The sequence below is a fragment of the Cryobacterium sp. MP_3.1 genome (assembly GCF_035984795.1).
In the GTDB taxonomy this organism is placed as follows: domain Bacteria; phylum Actinomycetota; class Actinomycetes; order Actinomycetales; family Microbacteriaceae; genus Cryobacterium; species Cryobacterium zongtaii.
In genome coordinates this window covers 85,771-103,542 of sequence record NZ_JAXCHV010000012.1, presented here as the reverse complement: position 1 = coordinate 103,542, position 17,772 = coordinate 85,771, and the positions used below count along the sequence as shown (strand labels likewise).

14 protein-coding genes and 1 pseudogene are annotated in these 17,772 nt (G+C 68.1%); 3 read left to right on the top strand and 12 right to left on the bottom strand.

Annotated elements, in window-relative coordinates; genetic code table 11:
* Positions 1–73: 73 nt before the first annotated feature.
* Positions 74–619, bottom strand: a complete 546-nt coding sequence (locus RCH12_RS10100; protein ID WP_327016773.1) for an alpha/beta fold hydrolase — start codon at positions 617–619, stop codon at positions 74–76.
* A gap of 186 nt (positions 620–805) precedes the next feature.
* Between RCH12_RS10100 and RCH12_RS10095 the strand changes: the two genes are divergently transcribed.
* Positions 806–1,348 carry a TetR/AcrR family transcriptional regulator gene (locus RCH12_RS10095; protein WP_327016772.1) on the top strand — a complete coding sequence of 181 codons (543 nt, stop codon included), beginning with the start codon at positions 806–808 and terminating at the stop codon, positions 1,346–1,348.
* A gap of 207 nt (positions 1,349–1,555) precedes the next feature.
* Here RCH12_RS10095 and RCH12_RS10090 read toward each other — a convergent pair whose 3' ends face one another.
* The 7 genes from RCH12_RS10090 to sucC all read right to left on the bottom strand — a co-directional run bounded on the left by RCH12_RS10090 (position 1,556) and on the right by sucC (position 10,314).
* Positions 1,556–2,776 carry a mechanosensitive ion channel family protein gene (locus RCH12_RS10090; RefSeq protein ID WP_241980198.1) on the bottom strand — a complete coding sequence of 407 codons (1,221 nt, stop codon included), beginning with the start codon at positions 2,774–2,776 and terminating at the stop codon, positions 1,556–1,558.
* Positions 2,777–2,939: 163 nt separating this feature from the next.
* The gene (gene purH, locus RCH12_RS10085; RefSeq protein ID WP_327016771.1) at positions 2,940–4,622 is read right to left on the bottom strand and encodes a bifunctional phosphoribosylaminoimidazolecarboxamide formyltransferase/IMP cyclohydrolase; all 1,683 of its coding nucleotides are present in this window, start codon (positions 4,620–4,622) and stop codon (positions 2,940–2,942) included.
* On the bottom strand, positions 4,619–5,212 hold the full coding sequence (gene purN / locus RCH12_RS10080) for a phosphoribosylglycinamide formyltransferase (RefSeq protein WP_103459277.1): 594 nt from the start codon (positions 5,210–5,212) through the stop codon (positions 4,619–4,621). Before purN ends, purH begins: the two co-directional genes overlap by 4 nt.
* 9 nt (positions 5,213–5,221) lie before the next feature.
* Positions 5,222–6,481: a cell division protein PerM gene (locus RCH12_RS10075; protein ID WP_327016770.1), complete on the bottom strand. Its 1,260-nt coding sequence runs from the start codon at positions 6,479–6,481 to the stop codon at positions 5,222–5,224.
* 82 nt (positions 6,482–6,563) lie between these two features.
* Positions 6,564–8,123, bottom strand: coding sequence for an APC family permease (locus RCH12_RS10070; RefSeq protein WP_327016769.1), 1,560 nt, complete (start codon positions 8,121–8,123; stop codon positions 6,564–6,566).
* Positions 8,124–8,247: 124 nt separating this feature from the next.
* A complete protein-coding gene (gene sucD / locus RCH12_RS10065; RefSeq protein WP_088457117.1) occupies positions 8,248–9,135 on the bottom strand; it encodes a succinate--CoA ligase subunit alpha in 888 nt (295 codons plus the stop codon).
* Between the two features lie 9 nt (positions 9,136–9,144).
* Complete coding sequence (sucC, locus tag RCH12_RS10060) at positions 9,145–10,314, bottom strand: ADP-forming succinate--CoA ligase subunit beta (RefSeq protein WP_103432187.1); 1,170 nt, start codon at positions 10,312–10,314, stop codon at positions 9,145–9,147.
* A gap of 162 nt (positions 10,315–10,476) precedes the next feature.
* On the opposite strand from sucC, the gene RCH12_RS10055 reads away from it, so the two are divergent.
* Both RCH12_RS10055 and RCH12_RS10050 read left to right on the top strand, forming a co-directional pair.
* Entirely contained in the window at positions 10,477–10,887 is a 411-nt protein-coding gene (locus tag RCH12_RS10055) for a DUF3054 domain-containing protein (RefSeq protein ID WP_327016768.1), read from the top strand.
* A 180-nt stretch (positions 10,888–11,067) separates the two neighbouring features.
* Entirely contained in the window at positions 11,068–12,390 is a 1,323-nt protein-coding gene (locus tag RCH12_RS10050; protein WP_327016767.1) for a DUF1254 domain-containing protein, read from the top strand.
* Positions 12,391–12,418: 28 nt separating this feature from the next.
* Here the strand turns inward: RCH12_RS10050 and RCH12_RS10045 are convergent.
* The 4 genes and pseudogenes from RCH12_RS10045 to RCH12_RS10030 form a co-directional block, all read right to left on the bottom strand.
* A pseudogene (locus tag RCH12_RS10045) lies at positions 12,419–13,641 on the bottom strand (IS30 family transposase).
* Between the two features lie 155 nt (positions 13,642–13,796).
* Positions 13,797–14,021, bottom strand: coding sequence for a hypothetical protein (locus RCH12_RS10040; protein ID WP_133159732.1), 225 nt, complete (start codon positions 14,019–14,021; stop codon positions 13,797–13,799).
* A gap of 146 nt (positions 14,022–14,167) precedes the next feature.
* Positions 14,168–15,262, bottom strand: coding sequence for an FUSC family protein (locus RCH12_RS10035; protein ID WP_241983597.1), 1,095 nt, complete (start codon positions 15,260–15,262; stop codon positions 14,168–14,170).
* On the bottom strand, positions 15,259–17,724 hold the full coding sequence (locus RCH12_RS10030; protein WP_088457122.1) for an ATP-dependent helicase: 2,466 nt from the start codon (positions 17,722–17,724) through the stop codon (positions 15,259–15,261). The genes RCH12_RS10035 and RCH12_RS10030 overlap by 4 nt, the downstream gene beginning before the upstream one ends.
* Positions 17,725–17,772 lie beyond the last annotated feature (48 nt).

Sequence of the window (17,772 nt, the reverse complement as noted above, 5' to 3'; positions counted from 1 at the left end):
GAGCAGCGAGGCTCAGCGCACAACCACGCCCCAGCACGCCGCCGCAACTCAAATCAGAACACGACTCCCAACCTCAGCCGATCGGTGGAATGAGGTTTAGCCGGGACACAAAGGCGTCGATGTCTTCGGGTGCGAAGACCGACGGGTCGCTCGTGTCACCGGTCATCAGCCGGCGCGGCAGCCGTTGTCGTCCGGTGCGGAGGAGCCAGGGTCCCAGACCCGGTATTGCGATGGCGAACATCGACCAGATCCGCCAGACGTACAACAGCGCCCGGGGGTGGAATTCGGGGTACGGGTGCGGGGTGGCAAGTGCGACGAATCTCTCGACTCTCTCGGGATGAGCCAGGCACACCCGAAACCCGACGATGCCGCCCCAGTCGTAGCCGAGAATATTCACCTTGTCGAGGTGCAACGCGTCGAGCAGCGCAACGACATCCGCTACCAGCTGCTCGCTCGTGTATCCGTCGGGCGGGGCCTCGGTCCAGCCGGCACCGCGCAGGTCCGGGCAGATCACCCGGTAGTTCGCGGCGAGGGCCGGGATGACCTTGCGCCAGGCCCACCAGTGCTGCGGGAACCCGTGCAGCAGCACGAGCGGCGGGCCGCTACCCGCCTCGGCCACGTGCATCCGCAGCCCCGGAAGATCGAGGAACCGATGTCGGACCCCGGCCAACTCCGGCCACGAGCCCGTGCCCGTGCCATCGAGGCGGCTTGTTCCATGACTGAATTTGCCCGAGGGCTTCATCGCACTCATGCCGCCATAATACTACGGACATAGTGTCTCGTCCACTATGTCTATAGTGAAAGAATGACTCCGATTCGAGTGCGCGTCCTGGAAGCCGCGATCGACCTCCTCGCGACGGGCGGGTTGCGTGCGCTCACCCACGTTCGTGTTGACGAACGCGCCGACCTGCCGAAGGGGTCCACCTCCAACTACTTCCGCACGCGGGCCGCCCTGCTGATCGGCGTTTCCGAGTGGATCGTGGAGCAGGAGCTTCGTCCAGTGCGAGTGGCGTTCTCGCCGCGTTCACCGGCCGAGCTCATCGACGCGATGTGCACCCTGCTCGAGGTGACGACCCACGAGAACAGGGACCTGACCACGGCGAGGCTCGTGCTGTTCATGGAAGCCAACCACAACGCCGAGCTTCGAGAGGCGCTGTCCCGGGGCCGGGCGGCCCTGGGCGAGGGCATCGTGTCCGCTCTCGCCGAGCTGGGCGCCCGTGATCCGCAGGCCGCGACGGAGGCCATTGCCGCCTGTTTCGAGGGCCTCCTCCTGCACCGCATCGCCCGGCACGACAGCACCGATCCCCGGCCGATCTTCGAGACCGTCGTGATGGGCGCGCTCGCCTGACCCGCACCCTTGCCCGGCCTCGCCGCCGCCCCGCAACGCCGACGCGGCCGCTCACGAGTTGCCGTAAAGTGCCCTTTCGTTCGGCGCGAAGGGGCCGGATGCCGCAAGTCGGCGAACGCCACCTCTGTCAGTTGCCACAAACCTCGCCTAAACGCGCCGCGACGAGGCAGGATGCCGCACGTCGGCGGCCCGACGGAGGGCGCCAGACTAGCGCGGCGCGGGCAGGGTCTCGGGGGCGTCTTCCCAGTCCTGCACGGTGATGGACTCGGTGAAGTGCTGGGCGCGTTCCTTGCCACCCTCGTCGCCGGAGAACAGTCCCGGCGCCTCGATCACCGGGCGCGCGGGCTTGCGCGAGTGGCTCGACGGGCGCACCGGCGGGGTCTCCGGCTGCTGGCGCACCTCGACACGGTTCAGCGGCAGGGCATCGGGGTTCTCGGCGTTGACCCAGTCGATCAGGTTCTCCCGCACGAAGCAGCGCAGGTCGAACAGGGTGGGTGCGTCCTGCGCCGTCACGAGCACGCGCACGCGCACGAAGCCGCCCACGGCATCCGTCACCTGAAGAACGACAGCCCGGCCGTCCCACAGGTCGGTCTGGGCGACGACCCGGTTGAGCTCGTCGCGCATCGCGGCGGGGTTGACACGCCAGTCCAGGTCGAAGTCAATCTGGCCCAGCAGTTCGCTGTTGTGCCGGGTCCAGTTCTGGAACGGGGTGGTGGTGAAGTAGGTGGACGGCAGCACCATCCGCCGGTCGTCCCAGATGTGCACGACGATGTAGGTGAGGGTGATCTCCTCGATCTTGCCCCACTCGCCCTCGACGATCACGACGTCGTCGACCCGCAGCGCGTTGTTGAACGCCAGCTGCATGCCGGCGAAGATGTTCGCCAGGGTGGACTGGGCGGCCAGGCCTGCCACGACACTGAGCAGGCCGGCGGAGGCGAACAGGCTCGCACCCACGGTCGCGGCGCCGGGAATGCTCAGCAACACCGTGCCGATGGCGCAGATGATGATGATCACAACGCCGATGCGGCGCAGCATCCGCAGCTGGGTACGTACCCGGCGGGCCACCCGGTTGTCGCGCACGTCGATGCGGTACTTGTTGGCGGTGATTTCCTCGGCGTAATACAGCAGCGCGCACAGCAGCCAGGTGGCGCTGCCGATGAACAGGGCCCGGAAGACGAAGCCCACCGTGGCCTCCCAAGCTTCGGGCACATCGAGGTAGCCGGCGACAGCCAGCCACAGCGCGCCGATCAGCACGGTCATGCGGAACGGCACCCGGATCAGCTTCACGAGCACCCGCGCCCAGGACCTGCGCTTGCCGACCATGCGGAAGGAGAAGGCGGCGATCGCGGTGATCGCGAGGGCGAGAACGATCGCCGCGACAACGGCAACCGGGAAAGCGGGCAGGGACAGCCCGAAAACTTCGATCACAAGGGACCTTTCCGTGTCAGGTCTGAGGAGGACTGCAACGGCGGTGTCACGTGGACCTCCCATCATGTCAGCCCAGACTGAGAAGAGCCACACAACAACGAACGCCGGGGCGACATCCGAGAGATACGGATGCCGCGCCCGACGTCAGGTCCCTGCCTCACGGTCAGTGGAAGAAGTGGCGCTCCCCGGTGAAGTACATCGACACACCAGCGGCCGTCGCCGCGGCGATGACCTCCTCGTCGCGCACCGAACCGCCGGGCTGCACGACCGCGGTCACGCCGGCCTCCAGCAGCACCTCGAGGCCGTCGGCGAACGGGAAGAACGCGTCGGACGCGGCCACGGCGCCTTCGGCCCGCTCCCCCGCCCGACTCACGGCCAGGTGGCACGAATCGACCCGGTTGACCTGGCCCATGCCCACACCCACGGATGCGCCGGCGTGCGCGAGCAGGATCGCGTTGGACTTCACCGCACGGCAGGCCTTCCAGGCGAACTCGAGGTCGGCGCGCGTGGCGTCGTCGACCTCGGGGCCCGACACCAGGCGCCACTCGGAGGTGTCCAGGGTGTCGAAGGTGTCGGTCTCCTGCACGAGCAGGCCGCCGGAGATCTGGCGCAGCTCCAGCGACGAACGACGGTAGTCGGCCGGCAGCTCGAGCAGACGGATGTTCTTTTTCGCGCTGAGCAGCTCGAACGCGGCCGGCTCGAAGCCGGGCGCAACGAGCACCTCGGTGAAAATCTGGCTGACCGTCTCGGCCATACCCAGCGTGACGACGCGGTTGGCCGCGATGACCCCGCCGAACGCGGAGACCGGGTCGCAGTCATGCGCACGGTGGTGCGCAGACGCGATGGCGTCGGGGGCCTTGGGGTTCGCCACGGCGATGCCGCACGGGTTGGCGTGCTTGATGATCGCCACGGCCGGTTCGCTGAAGTCGAACGCGGCGCGCACGGCGGCATCCGCGTCGACGTAGTTGTTGTAGGACATCTCCTTGCCGTGCAGCTGCACGGCCTGGGCGATACCCTGGCCGCCCTCGCCGAGGTAGAGAGCTGCGGCCTGGTGCGAGTTCTCGCCGTAGCGCAGCACGGCCCCGCGGCTGGCTTCGATCGCGAGGGTCTCCGGGAACTGCAGGTCGGTGGGGTCATCGCTGTCGGCGCCGACGATGGAGTCGAACGCCTCGAGGATCTCCTCGCCGAGCGACTCCGCGTCGTCCTGCCACTGGTCGTAGACGTTCTCGGTGAACCAGGCCGACACACTCAGGTCGTAGTTGGCGGTGTGTTCGAACGCGAGCGAGGCCAGCTTCTGCCGCAGCCGAAGGGTGCTGCCGCCGGCGCCGACGGCCGTGATGATCTCCGGGTAGTTCTCCGGGTCCACGACGATGGCCACGTTGGGGTGGTTCTTGGCGGAGGCACGCACCAGCGCCGGGCCGCCGATGTCGATCTGCTCGATCACGTCGGCGGGTTCCGCACCCGACTCTACGGTTTCGACGAACGGGTACAGGTTCACCACCACGAGCTGGAACGGGGCGATCGACAGGTCGGCGAGCTGGTTCTCGTGCGCCTCGAGGCGCAGGTCGGCGAGGATGCCGGCGTGCACGCTCGGGTGCAGGGTCTTCACCCGGCCGTCAAGCGACTCCGGGAACCCGGTGACGGCGGCGACATCCGTCACGTCGTGGCCGGCGTCACGGATGGTGGCGGCGGTGGAACCGGTGGAGACCATCTCGACCCCGGCGGCGGCCAGGGCGTTGGCCAGTTCGACCAGGCCGGTCTTGTCTGAAACCGAGATCAGCGCGCGCTGCACGGGAATGACGTCCCGGTCGCGGTAGAGGCTCCGGGCGTTGGTGTGACCGCTCATATGGGGGAATGCTCCTTGAGATCGACGTGTCCGTTGGCGATGTCGAGCACGGCCTGCACGAGCAGGCGGCGTTCGACGAGTTTGATGCGGTCGTGCAGCGAATCCTGGGTGTCGTCGGTCAACACCGGCACCCGTTCCTGGCTCACGATCGGTCCGTCGTCCACGCCGTTGTCGACAACAATGATGCTGGCGCCCGTCTGGGTCGCCCCGGCGGCGAGCGCGTCGCGCACCCCGTGGGCGCCGGGGAACTCGGGCAGGTAGGCGGGATGGGTGTTGATCAGGTGCGGCGACAGTGCGCCGACGACCCGCGGCGGCAGCAGCCGCATGAAGCCGCTGAGCACGGTGAGGTCGGGCTCCCATTGCTGGATCTGCTCGAGCAGCGCGTCGCCCCACGCGTCACGGTCGGCGTAGGAGGCGAACGGCACCGTGAAGGTCGGGATGCCGAATTCCTCGCCGAGCGCGAGCCCCTCGGCGTCGCGGTCTGCACCGATGGCGATCACCCGGGCGGGGAACTCCGCATCGGCGGACGCCTCGAGAAGCGCGCGCAGGTTCGAGCCTCCGCCGGAGATCAATACGACCAGTGACAGCACCATCCGAGCCTACCGTTTCGTTGAGAGTTCCTCGGCACCGGAGTCCGTGCTCCGGGCCCGTCGGCCACCGACGAGCATACCGAGCGCGGCGGCGATGCCCACCTCCAGGACGGTCAACGCCCCGACGAGCAGCGGGTTGGGACCGACTTCGGCGAGCCGCCCCGGTCCCATCGCCCCGGCCGACCACCAGGCGAGCAGGCCAAGCAGGATGCCGGCGACAACGCCCATCAGGGCACCGGTGCCGAGCATCCGCGCCGTGCCGTGCAGGGCGTTGGCGCGCTTGTCGACGCTTTGCCGCACGAGCACCGCCACAACGAAGCCGATCAGCACCGGAACGAGCAGGCCCAGGAAACCGAACTCCAGGGTGCCGTTCGGCAGCGCGCCGAACAGCGGCAGGCCGGGCACGGAGCCGAGCGTCGTGCCGAGCGGGGAGACGCTGTTGCCGGTGCCGAGGGCGATCCCGGGGCCGACGAACCAGCTGGCCGCCCAGACGACGACGTTCGGGATGAAAGCGAGCTGCCCGATCGTGAGGGTGATGCCGCCCATCACCCCGGCCTGCAGAGTCTCGTAGAGCCCGATCACGGTGGCGAAATTGGCCAGCACCGACACGCACACGGCCACGGCGGAGACGACCATGATGCCGGCGACGACGGCGGTGCCACCGCGGAGCGCGGTGCCGAGCTGGCTGCGCAGTTCGGCGGGGATCCGGGCCAGCTGGTTGGCGACCGGTCGTCTCACCCGGTCCGGCAGCACCGTCCCGGCCGTGCGGTTCGCACCGACCAGGCCGATCAGCACACCGGTGGCGAAGACCAGGGTGGGCAGCAGGATGCCCTGCACCGGCGCCGGTGTGACGACGGCGGTTCCGGCGGAGAAGGTGAGCAGCGCGGCGAGCAGCCCATAACTGAGCACGGCCACACCTGCCGCGGTGAGGCTGTACTCGGTGCCGGCGGCGCGGCGGCCGGTGCGCACACCCAACAGCACCGAGAGCAGGGCGAAACCGAGCAGCGCGATGCTCAGGGTGAACGGCAGTTCTGCGCCGGCCAGGCCCAGCGAGGCCGAGACGTCGACGGGCAGCTGCACCGTGAGGTCGACGCCGTTGCCGAGCAGCCAGACGTCCACGGCGGCACGCCAGAAGACGAACCAGTCGATGCCCAGACCGTAGTGGGTGCCCCACAGGATCGTGAGCGGCACCAGGGCGATGCCGACTCCGATGGCGACGACAATGAGCGCCTCGAGCGCGGCGAGCAGGGCAGTCGTTATACGGTTCATATCCGAGAGGGAGCTTATCCTGGCCCGGCTTCGGGTTCGTCGTACCCCGCCGGGCTCGGGCCGAATCCCCGGCGAATCCGCCTTAGATCCCGCCGTCCACCGACCGGATCACCGGCAGATCCTCGTCGGGCACCAGCACCGCGGTATCCCGGTTGAGCGACTCGCCGCGGAAGAACGGCTTGGCGCCGGCGAAGAACGACCAGACGATCATCAGCAGCACCCCGAACAACAGCGACCCGACGCCGACCACGAAGACACCGCCGACGCCGAACAGCACCGTGTAGCCGTAGTCGGGATCGAGCATGTCCCACACCGAGAACCCGAACGCCGCGGTGAGCAGCAGCGACCCGAGCAGCGGGAAGACGAAGCGCATCCAGGCGTTGCGCCAGCTGGTGAACAGGTCGTGCCGGAAGTACCAGACGCAGGCGTAGCCGGTGATGGCGTAGTAGAACGCGATCGCCAGGCCTAGGGAGAGGATGGTGTCGTTGAGGATGTTGGAGCTGACCAGGGTCATTCCCACGTAGAAGGCCACCGCGACGATGCCCATGATCAGGGTGGAGAACGACGGGGTGTGGAAGCGCGGGTGCACCTGGGCGAACCGGCTCGGCAGGGCCTTGTAGACGGCCATCGCGAGGGTTCCCCGGGCGGTGGGCAGGATGGTGGTCTGGGTCGACGAGATCGCCGAGATCATCACGGCGGCCACGAGCAGCCAGGCCCACGGCCCGAACACGGCGTCCTTGAGCGCAAAGAAGACGTCATCGGCGTTGCCCTCGTTGCCGAGGCCGAATCCCTCGGTGCCGAGGCCGGCGTAGGCCATCGCCGCGACGGCGACGCCCACGTAGGTGACCAGCAGGATGATCGTGGTCAGCACCGCCGCCTGGCCCGGGATCCGTTTGGGATCCTTGGTCTCCTCGTTCAGCGACAGGCAGGTGTCCCAGCCCCAGTAGATGAACAGGGCCAGCAGCACGCCCTCGACAAGGCCGGAGAACGAGGTGAGGGCGAACGGGTTGAACCACTCCGCCTGCGGGGTGGTCGAGCCGGCCGGGGCGGAGCCGTCGAACACCGCCCACAGGGTGAACACCGTGAAGAGGATCAGCGCCAGGTACTGGAAGCCCAGCAGCACGTTCTGCAGCTTTTCGCCGATCTCGATGCCCCGGTAGCTCACCCACTCCATCAGAGCGATGAACACCACCCCGGTGAGGGTCACGAGAAGCGCGTTCTCGGCCAGGTCCGGCGCCACCAGCAGCCAGAAGTAGATTCCGCCGATCTGGGCGAGGTTGCCGAGCACCACGATGCCGGCCACCGCCACACCCCAGCCGCCCATCCAGCCCGCCCACGGGCCGAACGCCTTGGTCGCCCAGGTGAACGTCGTGCCGCAGTCGGGGATGTCCCGGTTCAGCTCCCGGTAGGCGAACGCCACCAGCAGCATCGGGATGAACGCGATGACGAACACCACGGGGGCCTGCGCACCCACGGCGAGCACCACAAAACCCAGCGTGGCGGCCAGGGAGTACACCGGGGCCGTGGAAGCGAGCCCGATGACCGTGGAGCCGAATAGGCCCAGCGTTCCGGCGGCCAGGCCCTTGCCCGAGGCGGGGGCGGGCTCGCGCCGGACCGGGGCCGTGGCGTCGTTGCGGGACATGGTCCTCCGATCGAAGGCCGCGGCATCCGCTTGTGCGGGTACACGCGTGCGTGCATAGTACTCGCCGCCCCGCGCGCGACAAAGGGCCCGCCGGATCGGCGGGCCCTTCGTCGTTCGGTGCGGTCTACAGCGCGGCGAGGACCTCGCGCAGCAGGGTCGCGGTCTCGCTCGGCGTCTTGCCGACCTTGACCCCGGCGGCCTCGAGCGCCTCCTTCTTTCCCTGCGCGGTTCCTGCCCCGTCGGAGACGATGGCGCCGGCGTGGCCCATGGTCTTGCCCTCCGGTGCGGTGAAGCCGGCCACATAGCCCACGACAGGCTTGGTGACGTGTGCCTTGATGTACTCGGCGGCCTTCTCCTCGGCGTCGCCGCCGATCTCGCCGATCATGACGATCGCGAGGGTCTCCGGGTCGGCCTCGAACGCGGCGAGCGCGTCGATGTGGGTGGTGCCGATGATCGGGTCGCCGCCGATGCCGATGGCGGTGGAGAAGCCCAGGTCGCGCAGCTCGTACATCATCTGGTAGGTCAGGGTGCCCGACTTGGAGACCAGGCCGACCGGTCCCTTGCCGGTGATGTTCGCCGGCGTGATGCCCACGAGCGCCTCACCGGGCGTGATGATGCCGGGGCAGTTCGGCCCGATGATGCGGGTCTTGTTGCCCTTCTCCTGGGCGTAGGCCCAGAACTCGGCGGAGTCCTGCACGGGCACGCCCTCGGTGATGATCACGAGCAGGCCGATTTCGGCGTCGATCGCTTCGAGAACAGCGTCCTTGGTGAAGGCCGGCGGCACGAACGCGATGGAGACATCCGCGCCGGTCTTCTCCATGGCTTCGGCAACAGTGCCGAAGACGGGCAGTTCGACGTCGCCGTGGGTGACGGTGGTGCCGGCCTTGCGGGCGTTGACGCCGCCGACGATCTGGGTACCGGCCTTGAGCATCAGGGCGGTGTGCTTGGTGCCCTCGCCGCCGGTGATGCCCTGAACGATGACCTTGGAGTCCTTGTTGAGGAAGATTGACATTCTGTTCCCTTACTTCGCGGCGTTGGCGAGTTCGGCGGCCTTGGCGGCGCCCTCGTCCATGGTGGCGGCCAGGGTGACCAGCGGGTGGTTGGCCTCGTTGAGGATGCGGCGGCCTTCTTCGACGTTGTTGCCGTCGAGGCGCACCACGAGGGGCTTGTTCGCGGCGTCGCCGAGGGTGGCGAGCGCGCCGACGATGCCGTGGGCCACGGCGTCGCAGGCGGTGATGCCGCCGAAGACGTTGACGAAGACGCTCTTGACCTGCGGGTCACCGAGAATCACGTCGAGGCCGGCGGCCATGACGGCAGCGGATGCTCCGCCGCCGATGTCGAGGAAGTTGGCCGGCTTGACGCCGCCGTGCTCCTCGCCGGCGTAGGCGACCACGTCGAGGGTGGACATGACCAGCCCGGCGCCGTTGCCGATGATGCCGACCTCGCCGTCGAGCTTCACGTAGTTGAGGTCGTTCTGCTTGGCCTTGGCCTCGAGCGGGTCGGCGGCGGCCTTGTCCTCGAGCGCGGCGTGGCCCGGGTGGCGGAAGCCGGCGTTCTCGTCGATGGTGACCTTGCCGTCCAGGGCGATGATGTCGCCCTCTTCGGTGAGCACCAGCGGGTTGACCTCGACGAGGGTGGCGTCTTCGCCGGCGAACACGCTGTACAGCTGCACGAAGACCGGGGCGACCTTGTCAACCAGCTCGGCCGGGAACTTCGCCTGGACGGCGATCTCCTTGGCCTTGGCCAGGTCGATGCCGGCGGTGGGGTCGATGGCCACGTAGGCGAGAGCCTCGGGCTTCTCCACCGCGAGGACCTCGATCTCCACGCCGCCCTCGTAGCTGGCGAGCGAGAGGTAGGAGCGGTTGGAACGGTCCAGCAGCACGGAGAAGTAGAACTCCTGCTTGATGCGGGCTCCCCCGGCGACCATCACCCGGTGCACGGTGTGCCCCTTGATGTCCAGGCCCAGAATGGCGCGCCCGGCGGCTTCGGCTTCATCCGGGGTCTTGGCGACCTTCACGCCGCCGGCCTTGCCGCGGCCGCCGACCTTGACCTGCGCCTTGACGACGACGACACCGCCGAGCTTCTCGGCTGCGGCGCGCACCTCCTCGGGCGTGTCTGCGATGATGCCCGGCAGAACCGGGACTCCATACTGCTCAAACAGGTCTCTGGCCTGGTATTCGTAAAGATCCACGCTGCTCTTCCAATCCGCGTCATAGCGTTCCGTGCATGGGGTAGGTGTGGTCTGGCTCCCGGCGCGAAACTAGCTCGACGTCGAGAGATACTGACCATCTCAAACTCTACCTTCTCAGATGAGCGGCCGTGCCCGCTGGTCGAGCGCCGGTATTCTGGGCCCATGCCGAATCGCAATGCCAGCCTCGCCATCGTTTCGCTTGCGGCAGGTCTGGATGCGGCCATGCTGCTGCTCTTCGTGGTGATCGGTCGGGCCAGCCACGGTGAGGGCCTCTGGGGCGTGCTGGTCACCTGGTGGCCGTTCCTGGCCGGTCTGGTCGTTGCCTGGCTGGTTCTTACGGCCCGGCGCACACCGCTGCGGATCGTCTGGACCGGGGTGGGCGTGTGGCTGATCACCGTAGCCGTGGCGATGCTGCTACGAGTCGTCAGCGGTCAGGGCGTGCAGCTCAGCTTTGTGATTGTGACCTTCCTCGTCCTCGGGGTGTTCCTGCTCGGTTGGCGCGCCATCGCGCTGTTAGTGCAACGCCAGCGCCGCCGCGGCGCATCCGTAGAGGGCTCCCGCCTCGCTGGTTGAGCCTGCCCTCGCGGGTTGAGCTTGTCGAAACCCGGTGACGTGCCGGCGATACCCGGCCCGCTCGCGCGCCCCGACCCCGCCGATGCCCTGTGCCCGGCCGCCGGGCTGGGCCACAATATCTGCGAACGGTTCGCTCGCCCTGGCATCCCCGGGTGGCCCGACCCCGCAGGAGGATCACTCATGAGCACCCTGTCGATCGACCCGAAGACCCTGGCCGAGGAGGCCTACCTCTACCTGTACCCGCTGGTGCTGATGGAGGTCACCCGGCAGCAGAGCATCAACACGGCGCCGGGACGCATCTTCGGCCGGGGTCCCGAGAACACCTTCGTGCATACCCGCAGCTTCCCGGCGGCCGAGTTCCGCGACGTCGTGCGGCCCAACTTCGACACCCTCTATTCGATCGCCTGGCTCGAGCTCGGCGCGGGCCCTGTCGTGATCCACCTGCCCGACACAGCCGACCGCTACTACCTGTTGCCCCTGATCGACATGTGGACCGAGGTCTTCGCCAACCCGGGCAAGCGCACCACGGGGACCGCGGCGCTGGACATCCTCGTGGTGCCGCCCGGCTGGTCGGGCGAGCCGCCGGACGGCCACGCGCTCATCCAGGCGCCCACCCCGCACGTCTGGGTCGTGGGCCGGTTCCAGACCAACGGTGTCGACGACTACCCGGTGGTGCGGGCGCTGCAAGACCAGCTGTCGCTCACTCTGCCGCCGGAATATGTGGAGTTTCCGCTCGACCCGACGGTGGACTCAACCACTCCGCCGTTGCGCACGGTGGCCCAGCTGAGCGGTGTGGAGTTCTTCCGCCGCGCCGCCTCGGCGTTGCGGACCGTGCCGGTGCACGGGACCGACTTCTCGGTCCTTGCCCGGATCCGGCACCTCGGCATCGTGCCGGGCCTGTCCTTCGACAGCACGCGGCTGGATGCGGCGGACACCGCTTTGTTGGAGGACGGGGTGGCCGAGGCCAGGGCGACCATGCTGGCCACCCTGCCGCTGATGGGCCGGCGTGTGAACGGCTGGTTGCTCAACGTGGAGACCATGGGCAACTACGGCAACGACTACCTCAAGCGCGCCGTGGTCGCGCTGGTGGGCCTTGGCGCGAACCCGCCGGAGGACGCGGTCTACCCGATCCTCATGACGGATGCCGACGGCCGGCCCCTCGACGGCGGGAACCGCTATCGGCTGCATTTCGAGAGGCACGAGCTGCCGCCCGTCGACGCGTTCTGGTCCCTGACCATGTACGACGCGGACGGTTTCCCGGCCGCCAACCCGATCGACAGGTACGCGATCGGCGACAGGGATGCGCTGCACTACAACGCCGACGGGTCCCTCGACCTGGTCCTGCAGCACGAGCGGCCGGCGGATGACTTGATCGCCAACTGGCTGCCGGCGCCGCTGGGGCCGCTCGGGGTGACGATGCGCCTGTACGGCCCTCGCCGCGAGGTGCTCGACGGCGCCTGGGTGCCCCCGGCGGTCACCCGGCTGGAGGTAAGGAAAAAGTGACTTTACAAGGACGGGATCGGAGGCGGATTCAACCGGTCAGCGCAACACCGGTCGGTTGTGGCTTCGAGAGTAGCTCGTTGAGGGCTTCTTTCGGGGTTTTCCAGTCGAGGGTTTTGCGGGGGCGGTCGTTGAGCTGGTTGGCGACGTAGTCGAGGTAGTCGTGGTGGTAGCCGGAGAGGTCTGTGCCTTTCGGGAAGTACTGGCGCAGCAGACCGTTGGTGTTCTCGTTGCTGCCGCGCTGCCAGGGTGAGTGCGGGTTGCAGAAGTAGATGTCCATGTCGAGGGCGATTCGGATCTGCGCGTGATTGGCCATTTCTTTGCCCTGGTCCCACGTGACGGATTTGCGGAGGAATTCCGGCAACCTGCCCATGGTCTCGATCATCGCCTGCTGGACCTCGTCGGCGCCGTGTTTGTCGGGCAGGTGCAGCAGCATCACGAACCGGGTTGTGCGTTCGACCAGGGTGCCGATCGCGGAGCCGCTGTCTTTGCCGACGATCAGGTCACCCTCCCAGTGTCCGGGAACTGCCCGGTCTTCGACCTCGGCGGGCCGGTCGCTGATCAGCACCATGTCGCGGATCCGGCCCTGGCGTTGGGTGGCCCGGCGTTGCGGTTTACGGAGCGCTCTCCCAGTGCGCAACGCCACTGTCAGGTCGCGGCGCAACGCCCCGCGGCCTGAACATACAGGGATTGGTAGATCGTTTCGTGTGACACCCGCATCTCCGGATCGTCGGGGAAGTCCAACCGCAATCGTCGCATGATCTGCTCCGGGCTGGCCTTCTCCGATAGCCGATTCTGAACCTCGTCCCGGAGCCTGTCATTCAGGGCCAGTTTCGCTGGTTTCGGGCGGGACATCCTCAGATCTGCGCGACGCTGCGCTAACGACGGCGAGTACTTCACCGGCGTCGAACGGGGCCGCCCCATCCTCGACCGCGGTCGGTATTGATGAGGCAGATTTCGCTCCAACTCCCGCAGCACCGTCGACGGATTGCGTCCGATCGACCGGCTGATCGCTCTGATCGACAGGCCGGCGCTGATCCCGGCCAGAATCAGCTCGCGTTCACGAATCGACAAAAACCGTTCGGATGGCGGATTCAACGACAACGGTGTCATGCCACCAGCATTGCGGAACCACACGTCACCCTCCTGCGATGACATGCCCGCAACCGCGGCAGCGTCCTGCGTCGTAGCTCCGTCCCGAATCGCTGTCCAGAACACCCGACGCACAGCACGGGAAACAGGAATACGCATCATCACTCCAAGAAGTCAGAGTGTTGCGCTGACCCCTTGAGCCCAAGGGACGCAGCATCCTTTTTTTCGACCGATGTCCTGATAAACGGCCGTCAGCCGCACGAGGCCCCGCACGAGCAGTCGCCCAGGCGCGACGCTGCCGAACCGTCCTACCAGGGTCAGCGGTCGACAGACTCGTCATCGTCAGTGTCGTCGCCGAGGTCGACGAGCCGGTTGTCGGCGTCGTCGCCCCACTCGTCGGTGGTCTCCACGTCGGTCGGCGCGATGTCCTCGGCGTTGGGAAGCAGCTCTTCGTCCGCGGGGATCTCAAGGTCGTCGACGACGCGGTTATCGTCGAGCGCCTCGGGGTCGTGCGGCCACAGGCCGTCGGATTCCTGGGTCATGATCGAACCTCCTTCGGACGCGAGCCGACCCTGAACGGTGCGGGTATCGGGTGACCGGGACGGCTGCAGTGCGCGGGTCCCGGTGCAGGACACCGTACCGTCGTCGGTGGTCGGCGACAAGGCGTCGGTGGCCCACACGGCACGGGTCAGAGTGGGGTGCCGGCGCGCCGGGCCAGGCCCGCGCGGGTGGCGACCACGATCACCAGGGCGACGGCGCCGCCCAGAACCGTTTCCACGACCCTGTCGACCAGAAGGTCCGACACCGGCACCGGGCTGCCCAGGTGCGACACCGTCAGCGCCAGCGGTGTGATGAACAGCAGCGCGGCACCGTAGTGTTTGCCCACCAGGATCTCGGCGCCGAACTGGCCGATCGCGATCACCAGGATCAACACCCAGACGGGCGGGCCCGGCAACAGCACCAACCCCGTCACCAGGACCCCGAGCGCGGTGCCGAAAATACGGTGGAACGCGCGGGAGGTGGAGTGCCTGGCGCCGGGCGGCGGCAAGACTGCCACCACGCTCACCACCGCCCAGTACGGATGACCGATGCCCACGAGAATGGCCAGGCCGCCGGCGACCAGGCTGCCCACCACCATCTGCCCGATCGACAGCCAGACCCGGCCGTCACGGTACGCGGTCGGGTTGAGGCGGGGCTGCCTCGGCAGCTGCTTGAACAGCGGGGCCGACCGCTCCGGCGCGGCCCTGCGCAGCAGAGCGCCCGACATCGTCACCAGCCAAGCGAAGGCGGCACCGGCCACGCCCACGAGCAGCCGGGTCAGCACCTGGTCGGGCTCGGTGGGCACCTGGGCGCACACCGTGTAGGCGAACACGAAGAACAGCGGCGTGCCGGGGAACAGTCCCATCGTGTTGACTAGCAGCACTCCGAGAACCAACACCACGATCAGGCCCAGCGTCAGCAGGCCGAGCGGCGCCCCGAGCGCCGCCAACAGCAACCCGAAACCGATGCTGCAGACCATCCCCACGGCCGCCACGCTCACCGACCTGGCCCGCAGCCGGTACGGTTCGCTGCGTCCGAACAGGGCCGTCATGCCGCCGAACGAGGCGTACACGGCCCAGTCGATGCGCCCGGCAAGCACCAGCACGATGAGCGGAATCACCATAGCCAGCGTCGCCCGGGTGGCGACCTCCAGGTCGAGGGCGCGCAGGGACCGCGCCCACTGCCTCAGTGTCTCGGGCCGGGAGCGGGCATCCGCTGAATCGTCGTGGTGTGGCGCCGTCACTCGATCTTCTCGATCGGGGCGATCTTGATCAAGAGCTTCTTCGCCCCGCTGGTGTCGAACTGCACGTGCGCGATGCGTTTGGTGCCTTCGCCGGTGACCTGGTTGACCTTGCCGTCACCGAAGTCGACGTGACGGATGCGGTCTCCCGCGTTCAGGCTGAGGTCACCGTTGTCGCGCACCTGCGCGGTGACCCGGTTGGCCCACTCGGTCTTCGGCTTGGGTGCCGGCGGCAGCTGGCCCGGGGTGCCGCTGCGGCTGCCGAAGCCGCCGCCGTCGCGGCGCGCGTTGAGCGCCCGGGGCTGGGTGCCGCCGCGGGAATTGGCCATGCCGGGCGACTGTTTCCAGTCGATCAGCGTGGCCGGGATCTCCTGCAGATAGCGGCTGGGCATGGCCACGTTGACCTCGCCGAACTGGGCGCGGGTCATCGCCAGCGACAGGTAGAGCCGCTGCCGGGCCCGGGTGATGCCCACGTAGAAGAGACGCCGTTCCTCGGCGGGCCCGCCGGGTTCACCGGCCGACATCTGGTGCGGCAGCAGCCCCTCCTCGACGCCGGTGAGGAACACGGCCTCGTATTCGAGGCCCTTGGCGGTGTGCAGCGTCATCAGCGACACGGTGCCGGAGGCGTCGTCGAGGTCGTCGGCGGCCGCGACGAGGGACACCTGGGTGAGGAAGTCGACCAGGCCGGCGTCGGGGTTTTCCCGGTTGAAGTCCTTGGTCTGGGCGACGAGCTCCTCGATGTTCTCCGCCCGCACCTCGTCCTGCGCGTCGCGGCTGGCGCGCAGCACCGCGAGCAGACCGCTGCCGTCGAGCAGGAAGGTGAGCAGGTCGCTGACGTTGGCGGCTCCGGCCGGGTTCTCCGGGTCCATCATGAGGGCGGCCGAATCGAGCAGGGTTGCCAGCTGCAGAATCGCGCCGGTCACCTTGGGCCCCAGGCCCAGCCCGCCGGAGTCGCGCATGGCCTGGCGGAAGGAGATGCCGTTGGTCTCGGCGAAGCTGGCCAGCTGGGTTTCGGTGGCCGGGCCGATGCCGCGCTTGGGGGTGTTCAGGATGCGGCGGAGCGCCAGTTCGTCCAGCGGGTTGGCGACGGCGACGAGGTAGGCCAGCGCATCCTTGATCTCGGCGCGTTCGTAGAACTTGGTGCCGCCGACGACGCGGTACGGCACCGCGGCGCGTACCAGGATTTCTTCCAGCGCACGGGTCTGCGCGTTGGTGCGGTAGAACACCGCCATGTCGCGGTAGGCCATACCAGCGCGGTGCAGCACCTCGATCTCGTCGGCCACGAATTGGGCCTCGTCGTGCCCGTTGTACGCGGTGTAGCCCACGATCTTCTCGCCGTCGCCGCCGGCGCTCCAGAGCCGCTTCTCGCGGCGGTCGAAGTTGTTGCCGATCACGGCGTTCGCGGCCGAGAGGATGTTCTGGGTGGAGCGGTAGTTCTGCTCGAGCAGGATCACCTTGGTGCCGGGGAAGTCCCGTTCGAACTCGGTGATGTTGCGGCTGGAGGCGCCGCGGAACGCGTAGATGGACTGGTCGGAGTCGCCGACGACGGTCAGCGACGCACCGGGGATCTGGCCGGAGGCATCCTGCAGGTTCTTGACGTGCAGGCCCGCATCCTCCATGTCGTCGGCCAGTTCGGCGTCGACAGGGCGGGTGAGCTCACGCACCAGCGCGTACTGGGCGTGGTTGGTGTCCTGGTATTCGTCGACCAGGATGTGCCGGAACCGGCGCCGGTACAGTGCCGCGACCTTGGGGAAAGCCCGGAACAGGAACACGGTCTCGCCGATCAGGTCGTCGAAGTCGAGGGCGCTGGCCGCGCGCAGCCGCCGCGTGTACTGGCGGAAGATCTCGACGAACATGACCTCCTGCGGGTCGCTCATGTTCGCGTTGCGGGCGTAGGAATCGACATCCGCCAGCTCGTTCTTGAGCTTGGAGATCTTGGACGCCACGTTGCCGGGTGTGAAGCCGAGGGTGTCGGCGTCGAGCTGTTTGATGATGCGTTTGATGGTGACCTTGGAGTCGGCCGAGTCGTAGATGCTGAAGTTCGCCGACAGCCCCGCGCTCTCGGCCTCGCGGCGCAGGATGCGCACGCACGAGGAGTGGAAGGTGCTGATCCACATGCCGTCGGATGCCTGACCGAGCAGGGCCTTCACTCGTTCGCGCATCTCGGCGGCGGCCTTGTTGGTGAACGTGATCGCCAGGATCTGGCTGGGCCACGCCTCGCGGGTCTCGATCAGGCCGGCGACCCGGCGGGTGAGCACGCTGGTCTTGCCCGAGCCGGCGCCGGCGACGATCAGCAGGGCCGGGCCGCGGTACTTGACGGCCTCGAGCTGCTGCGGGTTGAGGCCGTCGAAGAGCGGGCTCTGCTGCTCGGAACCGGCGTCGGGGCCCGCTCGTCCGTCGAGGATGATCGGGGTCGCGGACGCCCTGGTCGCGGGGGCGTTGGGCAGGTCTGGAGACAAAGTCATGGCCAGCCAATTCTAGGCGCAGCCGCCGACATCCGCCCCGCGGCGGGT

Coding starts and splice junctions, on each gene's coding strand:
- RCH12_RS10070 (WP_327016769.1), bottom strand. CDS start 8,123: ATGTCCCGCAACGACGCCACGGCCCCGGTCCGGCGCGAGCCCGCCCCC.
- RCH12_RS10030 (WP_088457122.1), bottom strand. CDS start 17,724: ATGACTTTGTCTCCAGACCTGCCCAACGCCCCCGCGACCAGGGCGTCC.
- sucD (WP_088457117.1), bottom strand. CDS start 9,135: ATGTCAATCTTCCTCAACAAGGACTCCAAGGTCATCGTTCAGGGCATC.
- RCH12_RS10050 (WP_327016767.1), top strand. CDS start 11,068: ATGAGCACCCTGTCGATCGACCCGAAGACCCTGGCCGAGGAGGCCTAC.
- RCH12_RS10075 (WP_327016770.1), bottom strand. CDS start 6,481: ATGAACCGTATAACGACTGCCCTGCTCGCCGCGCTCGAGGCGCTCATT.
- RCH12_RS10055 (WP_327016768.1), top strand. CDS start 10,477: ATGCCGAATCGCAATGCCAGCCTCGCCATCGTTTCGCTTGCGGCAGGT.
- RCH12_RS10040 (WP_133159732.1), bottom strand. CDS start 14,021: ATGACCCAGGAATCCGACGGCCTGTGGCCGCACGACCCCGAGGCGCTC.
- purH (WP_327016771.1), bottom strand. CDS start 4,622: ATGAGCGGTCACACCAACGCCCGGAGCCTCTACCGCGACCGGGACGTC.
- RCH12_RS10095 (WP_327016772.1), top strand. CDS start 806: ATGACTCCGATTCGAGTGCGCGTCCTGGAAGCCGCGATCGACCTCCTC.